5 protein-coding genes are annotated in these 8,104 nt (G+C 68.8%); 4 read left to right on the top strand and 1 reads right to left on the bottom strand.

The features are described from left to right. The first annotated feature begins 35 nt into the window (after positions 1-35). The 3 genes from hypA to AB1346_00870 all read left to right on the top strand — a co-directional run bounded on the left by hypA (position 36) and on the right by AB1346_00870 (position 5,646). Entirely contained in the window at positions 36-377 is a 342-nt protein-coding gene (gene hypA, locus AB1346_00880) for a hydrogenase maturation nickel metallochaperone HypA (GenBank protein ID MEW6718981.1), read from the top strand. A gap of 90 nt (positions 378-467) precedes the next feature. Further along, complete coding sequence (locus AB1346_00875; GenBank protein MEW6718980.1) at positions 468-2,954, top strand: response regulator; 2,487 nt, start codon at positions 468-470, stop codon at positions 2,952-2,954. A 40-nt stretch (positions 2,955-2,994) separates the two neighbouring features. Continuing rightward, a complete protein-coding gene (locus AB1346_00870) occupies positions 2,995-5,646 on the top strand; it encodes a PEP/pyruvate-binding domain-containing protein (protein ID MEW6718979.1) in 2,652 nt (883 codons plus the stop codon). Here AB1346_00870 and AB1346_00865 read toward each other — a convergent pair. Then, the gene (locus AB1346_00865; protein MEW6718978.1) at positions 5,564-6,565 is read right to left on the bottom strand and encodes a Fic family protein; all 1,002 of its coding nucleotides are present in this window, start codon (positions 6,563-6,565) and stop codon (positions 5,564-5,566) included. The two genes, AB1346_00870 and AB1346_00865, sit on opposite strands and share 83 nt — an antisense overlap. A 140-nt stretch (positions 6,566-6,705) precedes the next feature. Between AB1346_00865 and gdhA the strand changes: the two genes are divergently transcribed. After that, positions 6,706-8,049, top strand: a complete 1,344-nt coding sequence (gene gdhA, locus AB1346_00860; protein ID MEW6718977.1) for an NADP-specific glutamate dehydrogenase — start codon at positions 6,706-6,708, stop codon at positions 8,047-8,049. Positions 8,050-8,104 lie beyond the last annotated feature (55 nt).

Here is an 8,104-nt window from a genome sequence, read left to right as displayed (position 1 = left end):
GGGTGTGACCCGTCGGCCCGGGCACGGGTAGCGAATTGCACGAGCTCGGCATCGCCCACGACATCCTCGACATCGCGGTCGCCGAAGCGCAGCGCCACCAGGCGGGGAAGGTGACGGAGATCCGCCTGAGGATCGGCGTCCTGCGCGCCATCGAGCCGGACCACCTGACTTTCATGTTCGAACACATTGCGCGCGACACGCCGGCGGACGGCGCGAAGCTCTCGATCGAGGAAGTCCCCGTCCGGGTCGAGTGCGCCTCTTGCGGTATATCCGAAGCCCGTTCGTTCACATGGGAATGCCCCCGCTGCGGAGGGTTCGAGATCTCCGTGACGGGGGGAGACCTCCTCGAGATCACGTCCCTCGACGTCGAAGTGTAGCTTTCCCGCCTGTTAAAGTTTCGGGATTCCGCTCCGAAACGTAAGGAAGATCCCTTTTCCTGTCGCCGGGATCCGAGGGCGGATGCCTGCATGAGCGGAAAGAGCGCGTCTCCGGAATCGATTCCTGCCGTCCCGAAACATGCCATCGTCGTCGTGGATGACCGGAACGTGTTCGACGCGCTTTCCGGTGTCCTGCGATCGCTGGACTTCCGGGTCGACCACGCGCTGGAGCTGCGGGAAGCCGCCGAGCGGGTCCGGGGAGCGGATGTGCCGGTCGCCCTGATAGGCGGCCGGTCCGTGCGGTGCGAGGGGCCCGGAGGGGTGGATCTCCTGAAGGAGGCGCGGCCGGGTATCGCCTGCGTGTCGGTGACGTGGGGAGGGGAGGAGGATCCGGCCGCCGCTTCCCCCGGCGGCTGGGCCTACGACCGGATCCGGATGCCCGCGGACGCCATGGCGCTGCTGCCGGTCCTGGACCGCTGCATGGAGCGCGTCCGCCTGCAGAGGGAGCGGGACCGCGCCGCGGAGGAGCTGCGGCGCAGGAACGAGGAGATGGAGCGCCTCGACGCGCGGCTGAAGGCCATGGTCGATTCCGCCCGCACCTTCGCGGCGTGCCAGGAGTTCCGGAAGCTGAGCCGGCTGCTGCTCGAGCGGGTCGCCTTCCTCATGGCCGCGGAAGGGGGGAGCCTGTTCCTTTGCCAGGAGCAGGGGCTGGAGCTGGCCGCCACGCTGGATCCGGGGATGGCCCCGACCGTGCTCCCGTTCCCCCTGAGGGAGGGGAGCGTCTTCGACTACGCCTACAGGGAACGGCGGCCGGTCCTCGCGGAGGACATCCGGCAGGCGCCGGATTTCTCGCTGAGCGGACGGGACATGTACCGGGACGATTCGTTCATCGTCTTCCCCCTGATCGACGAGGCGCGCAATGTCGTGGGGCTATTGTCCCTCCACAACAAGATCACGCCCCCCTTCACCCACCAGGACCTCGAGCTGGGGCAGATCATGGTCTCGCTCGGCTCGGAGACGCTGCAGAAGCAGATGGCCGCGGAAGCGCTCCGGCAGAACCAGGAGCATCTCGCCCGGCTGGCCACGGCCGTGGAGCAGGCGGACGAGGACGTGATCATCACGGACAACAGCGGCACGATCGTCTACGTCAATCCCTCCTTCACGCGGATCACGGGGTATTTCCCCGAGGAGGCTGTCGGACGGACCCCGAAGCTCCTTTCGAGCGGAAAGCACGACGAAGCCTTCTACCGGGAGATGTGGGACACGCTCCGGAAGGGATCGACCTGGAAGGGGCGGCTGACCAACCGGCGGAAGGACGGGGCGCTGATCCTCCAGGCGTGCAGCATCACGCCGTTCCGCGATCCTTCGGGAAGCGTCTCCGGGTACGTCTCGGTCAACCGGGACATCACCCGGGAGGTCCAGGTCGAGGCGCGGATCGCCCAGACGCAGAAGCTGGAGGCCATCGGCACGCTCGCCGGAGGGATCGCCCACGACTTCAACAACATCCTCATGGCCATCCTCGGCTATTCCGGGCTCGCGCTGGCGCAGGTCCCGCCGGACTCTCCTCTCCGGGAGAAGCTCCAGAGCATCTACGTGGCGGGGAACCGGGCCTCCGAGCTGACCCGGCAGATCCTGGCCTTCAGCCGGCCGACGCTCCAGGTCCGCAGGATCGTCCGGGTGAAGCCCATCGCCTCGGAAGTCATGAAGCTCATGCGGGCGTCGCTCCCGTCGACGATCGAGATCCGGGAGTCGTTCCTCTCCGAGGCGTCCGTGCTGGCGGAGCCGGCCCAGATCCACCAGGTCCTGATGAACCTCTGCACCAACGCCGGGCTGGCCATGCGCAGCGCGGGGGGTGTCCTCGAGGTCGGGCTCGCGGACGTCGACCTGGACGCGGCGCTGCTGGCGCCGTACCCTGGCGCCGTGCCCGGCAGGTACATCGCGATGACCGTGCGGGACACTGGGGTGGGGATGGACCCGGGGATCCTCGACCGGATCTTCGACCCCTTCTTCACGACGCGTCCCACGGGGGAGGGGTCCGGGATGGGCCTTTCCGTGGTGCACGGGATCGTCCGGACCCATGGGGGGTTCGTCACGGTCCGCAGCGAGCCGGGGAACGGCTCGGAATTCTCCGTGTACCTTCCCGCCGTGGAGGAGGCGGCGCCGCCGGCGCCGGAAAGCGACCGGGCCGTCCCGCGGGGGACCGAGCGGATCCTTTTCGTGGACGACGAGAAGGTCCTGGTCGACATGGTGAAGGAGATGCTCGAGGGGCTGGGTTACCGGGTCACCGCCGTGGCGGACAGCCGGGAGGCGCTCGGCATGTTCCTCTCCGCACCCGAAGACTACGACATCGTGATCACCGACATCACGATGCCGGGCGTCACGGGGGACGCGCTGGTCCGGCTGTTCCTCCAGAAGCGGCCCGACCTCCCGATCGTCATCTGCACGGGATACAGCGAGCGGCTCTCCGAGGCCGAGGCGAAGCGGATCGGCGCCCGCGCGTTCCTTTACAAGCCGTTCTCCATGTCCGCCATCGCCGGGCTGGTCCGGTCCATCCTCGACGGCCGCGCTTCATGCTAAGTTAAGGGGAAACCGAAACGCCCCGTACGGGAGGATCCCCTTGCAGAGCGAAACCGTTCCGGCGGCCGGCACCGGGCTGCCGGAGCTCGACCGCGTCCTGACGGGCCTGCTGCCCGGCGACAACGTCGTCTGGCAGGTGGACGCCGTGGAAGACTACCTGCCGTTCGTCCGGCCCTTCGTGTCCGCCGCTTTGGCGCAGGGGCGCCGCCTTGTCTATTTCCGCTTCGCCCGCCATCCGGAGCTTGTCCCGGAGGGGATCGGGGCGCGGATCCACCGACTGAGCGCCGACGCGGGATTCGAGACCTTCACGGCCCGGATCCACCGGGCGATCGAGGAGGAGGGGCGGGGCGCCTGCTACGTCTTCGACTGCCTTTCGGACCTGGCGGCCGACTGGTACAGCGACCTGATGCTCGGCAACTTCTTCATGGTCACCTGCCCGTACCTGTACGAGCTGGAGACGTACACCTATTTCGCCCTGCTGCGGGACAGCCACTCCGTCACCTCCGTGTCCGCCATCCGGGAGACGACGCAGCTCCTGCTCGACGTGTTCCGCCGCGACGGGCTCCTGTACGTGCACCCGCTGAAGGTGGACGGCCGCCACTCCCCGACGATGTACCTCCCCCACGCCTGGAAGGAGGACGCCTTCCTCCCGCTGACGGAGAGCGCGTCGCTGTCCGACGTGCTGGCCGAGCGGGAGAAGCGGCGCGCGGACGCCGTCCCCCGGACGCTCGACATGTGGGACCGGCTCGGGGCGCAGCCGGAAGGGGGGGAGGAGTTCCTGTTCCCCCGATACCTTCGGATGATGGTGACGCGGGACGAGCGGCTGATCGGCCTCGCGACCCGGTGGCTCGACCTCTCCGACCTGCTCGCCATCCGCCGGCGGATGATCGGCACGGGGCTGATCGGGGGCAAGTCCGTCGGCATGCTCCTGGCGCGGGCGATCCTGACGAAGGCCGATCCCGCGTGGAAGGAGCGGCTCGAGACGCACGATTCCTTCTTCATCGGCTCCGACGTCTTCTACACCTTCCTCGTCCGCAACGGCTGCTGGCACGCCCGCAGGGAGCAGCGCAACCCCGACACGTTCCTGGTCGGCGCGGAGGCGGCCCGCGAGCGGGTCCGGACGGGCGCCTTCCCGAAGTTCATCGTGGAGCAGTTCGTGGCGATGCTCGAATATTTCGGCCAGTCGCCGATCATCGTCCGGTCGAGCAGCCTCCTGGAGGACAGCTTCGGCAACGCGTTCACGGGGAAGTACGAAAGCGTCTTCTGCCCGAACCAGGGCTCGCCGCAGGAGCGGCTCGATGCGTTCCTTTCGGCGGTGCGGACCGTATACGCGAGCACGATGAGCCGGGAGGCGCTGCTGTACCGGGCGCACCGGGGGCTCATCGACCGGGACGAGCAGATGGCGGTCCTGGTGCAGCGCGTGTCGGGCGGCCTGCACGGGGACCTGTTCTATCCGCAGGTCGCGGGGGTCGGGCTGTCGTACAACCCCTACGTCTGGAGCGAGCACATCGACCCCGCGGCGGGCGTGCTCCGCCTGGTGTTCGGCCTGGGGACCCGCGCGGTGGAACGGTCGGACGACGATTACACCCGGATGGTCGCGCTCAACGCGCCGCTGCGGCGGCCGGACACCGACCGGGACCGGGACGGAGGGAAGCACTCCCAGCGGAGGATGGACCTCCTCGATCTCTCCGCGAACCGGTTCGCGGCGATGCCGATCGACGAGGTGCTGCGGATGTCCCCGGACCTGCCGGTGGAGCTGTACGCGGCGCGCCGCGGCGCCCCCGGCCGGGACGGGTCCGACGCGCGGCGGGGACCCGAAGGGTGGATGGTCGCCTTCGACCGGCTGCTCTCGGACACGCCCTTCGTGCCGGAGATGCGCCGGATGCTCCAGGTCCTGCGGGACGCCTACGAATGCCCCGTGGACACGGAGTTCACGGCGAACTTCCTTCCCGACGGCCGGTGGAGGATCAACCTCGTCCAGTGCAGGCCGCTCCAGGTGAAGGAGGGGGGGAAGATCGTCGAGCCGCCGAAGAAGATCCCCCGGAAGTCGCTGGTGCTCGAGACCCGGGGCCCGATCATCGGGCGCAGCTCCCTGACGCGGATCCGCCGTGTGGTCTACGTGGATCCCGCGGGGTACGCGGCCGTGCCCGTGCGGGAGCGGGCCTCCGTCGCCCGGCTGGTGGGTCGCGTGCTCCACGCGCACGGCGAGGAAGGGCCGCCGGAGATCCTGCTGCTGGGGCCGGGGCGCTGGGGAACGAGCACCCCGTCGCTGGGCGTGCCGGTCTCCTTCGCGGAGATCGATACGGCGTCGGTGATCTGCGAGGTCGTCAGCGACGAGATGGAAGTGGTGCCCGACGTCTCCCTCGGGACCCATTTCTTCAACGACCTGGTGGAGGCCGACATGCTGTACATGGCGGTCCGGCCGGGGCGCGGGAAGGATTTCCTGAACCGGAAGTTCCTCGTGGAATCACGGAACCTCCTCCCCGACCTGCTGCCCGACGATGCGGAATGGGCCGGGGTCGTCCGCGTCGTCGACCCGTCCGACGACGGCGGGCTCCGCCTCTTCCTGAACGCCGATTCCTTCCGGCAGCGCGCCGTCTGCTACCTGGCTAACCCCGCTCCGGAAGGCGGTACCGCGTCGCACGCCCGAACCCGGACCTCCGGAGCGCCCCCAGCGCGGCAAGCCGGTTGAGCGTCTGCTTCGCCGTCTCCCGGGCGATCCCGAGCTCCGCCGCCGCCTTCCGGTTGGTCACCTCGCCGTCGCGCGCCGCGATCGCCAGGACCCCCATCTGGTTTTCCGAGAGCCGCGTTTCGTCGGGGAGCCGCCCGATCTCCTCCCGGGCCGACCGCTGCTGGACGATCAGGGAGTCGAGGAACGCCAGCAGCCAGGGGGAAATGTCGGGGCGAGGCTGGTTTCTGCTGGCCTGGCTCTTCCGGAGCGCGAGGTAGTACTCCGACCAGATGCCGAGGACGGCCTTCTCCAGGGAGGCGCAGCGCAGGTAGCCGTGCCCGCAGCGCAGCAGCAGGAGGTTCGTCAGCAGCCGCCCCATCCTCCGGTTGCCGTCCGAGAAAGGGCGGATCGCCAGGAACTCCAGGACATACGACGCGACGACGAGGAGCGGGTGGAACTCCCCGCCGCCGATCCGGGAGGAGAACCACGCGGTGAGGGTCTCCATCTGCGCCGGGACGAGCAGGGGAGCGGGCGCCCGAAGCGCCGGCGGTTCCATGTTCCAGCGGCGGGAGGCCGCCGCAGCGGTCTTGTACCTCCCCGCGTGGAGGCGCCCCGCGGGGCTGTTCCGGAAGATCGCCGCGTGCAGGGCGAGAAGCCTTCCCTCCGACGGCGGCATGCCCGCGTACCCGTCGAAGACGGAGCGAAGCGCCTCAGCATACCCCGCCTCCTCGGCGGGCGAGGCGCCCGCGGCGATCCGCGTCGACTCCGCGGCGGACTCCGCCGCCGTCGCGGCGAGGATCCGCCGCTCCAGCGGGGCGGCGGGCTTCGGGATCCCCTCCCACCATCCGCGGAACGACTCGATCTGCGCAACCCGGATGACCAGCGCGTGGGTGGCCGCGGCGGGGATCCCGCGCAGCCGCTGGTCGAATCGTTCCTGCATGGCGGGGCCTCCTTCCGGGTGATTATGCCCGATTATGCCCGATTCGGCAGCTTTTTGTTGACCGTGCCGGACGGGCGGGTAGATTGGGAGTGCGACGGCCGGGCCGTCGAGCAATAGCACCCTGTGCGAGGAGGAAGAAGATGCCCTTACTGGAGCGTGTCGAAGCGATCTACCAGGACGTGGTGAAGCGGAATCCCGGAGAGGCGGAGTTCCACCAGGCGGTGAAGGAAGTGCTCGAGTCGGTCGGGCCCGTGCTGGTGAAGTACCCCGAGTTCGCGGAGGCCAAGATCATCGAGCGGATCTGCGAGCCGGAGCGGCAGACGATCTTCCGGGTGCCCTGGCAGGACGACCGGGGGCAGGTGCAGATCAACCGCGGCTTCCGGGTGCAGTTCAACAGCGCGCTCGGCCCCTACAAGGGCGGCCTGCGGTTCCATCCCTCGGTGTACCTCGGCATCATCAAGTTCCTCGGCTTCGAGCAGATCTTCAAGAACTCCCTGACCGGCCTGCCGATCGGCGGCGCCAAGGGCGGCTCCGACTTCGACCCGAAGGGGAAGTCGGACGGCGAGGTGATGCGGTTCTGCCAGAGCTTCATGACGGAGCTGTGGCGGATCATCGGCGAGCACACCGACGTCCCCGCGGGCGACATCGGAGTGGGCGGCCGCGAGATCGGCTTCCTGTTCGGCCAGTACAAGCGGCTCACGAACAAGTTCGAGGCCGGCGTCCTCACGGGCAAGGGGCTGGTCTACGGCGGCAGCCAGGTCCGCACCGAGGCCACCGGGTACGGCTGCACCTACTTCGTCGAGGAGATGCTCAAGGCGAAGAGGAACGGCTTCAAGGGGAAGAAGGTCGTCGTCTCCGGGTCGGGCAACGTCGCCATCTACACGCTGGAGAAGGTCCACGAGCTCGGCGGCAAGGTCATCGCGATGAGCGACAGCAACGGGTACGTGGTCGACGAGAAGGGGTTCAACCTCGAGACGATCAAGACGCTCAAGGAAGTGGAGCGCCGCCGGATCAAGGACTACTGCGACTACCACAAGCACGCGAAGTACGTGCAGGGCGGGAACATCTGGGACATCCCGTGCGACGTGGCGATGCCCTCCGCCACCCAGAACGAGCTGACGGGGAAGGACGCCCGGAAGCTGGTGAAAGGCGGCTGCATCGCCGTCGGCGAGGGGGCGAACATGCCGACCACGCCGGAAGGAGTCCAGGTGTTCCAGAGCGCGGGCGTCCTCTTCGGGCCGGCCAAGGCGGCCAACGCGGGCGGCGTGGCGACCTCGGCGCTCGAGATGCAGCAGAACGCCGGGCGCGAGGCGTGGGGGTTCGAGGAGACCGACGGCAAGCTCCACCAGATCATGAAGAACATCTACACCCTCACCTCCGAGGCGGCGGAGGAGTTCGGCTCCCCCGGGAACCTCGTGGTGGGCGCCAACATCGGCGGGTTCATCAAGGTGGCCCGCGCGATGATCGCGCACGGCCTGGTGTAGCCCGGACGAAGGAAAGCGGTCTTTCCGGCAGGGGGGGAGGAGCGGCTCCTCCCCC

The sequence above is a fragment of the Thermodesulfobacteriota bacterium genome (genome assembly GCA_040758155.1).
In the GTDB taxonomy this organism is placed as follows: Bacteria; Desulfobacterota; Deferrimicrobia; order Deferrimicrobiales; family Deferrimicrobiaceae; genus UBA2219.
Note: the sequence above shows the minus strand (reverse complement) of the source record. Positions and strands in the feature narration are given on the sequence as shown.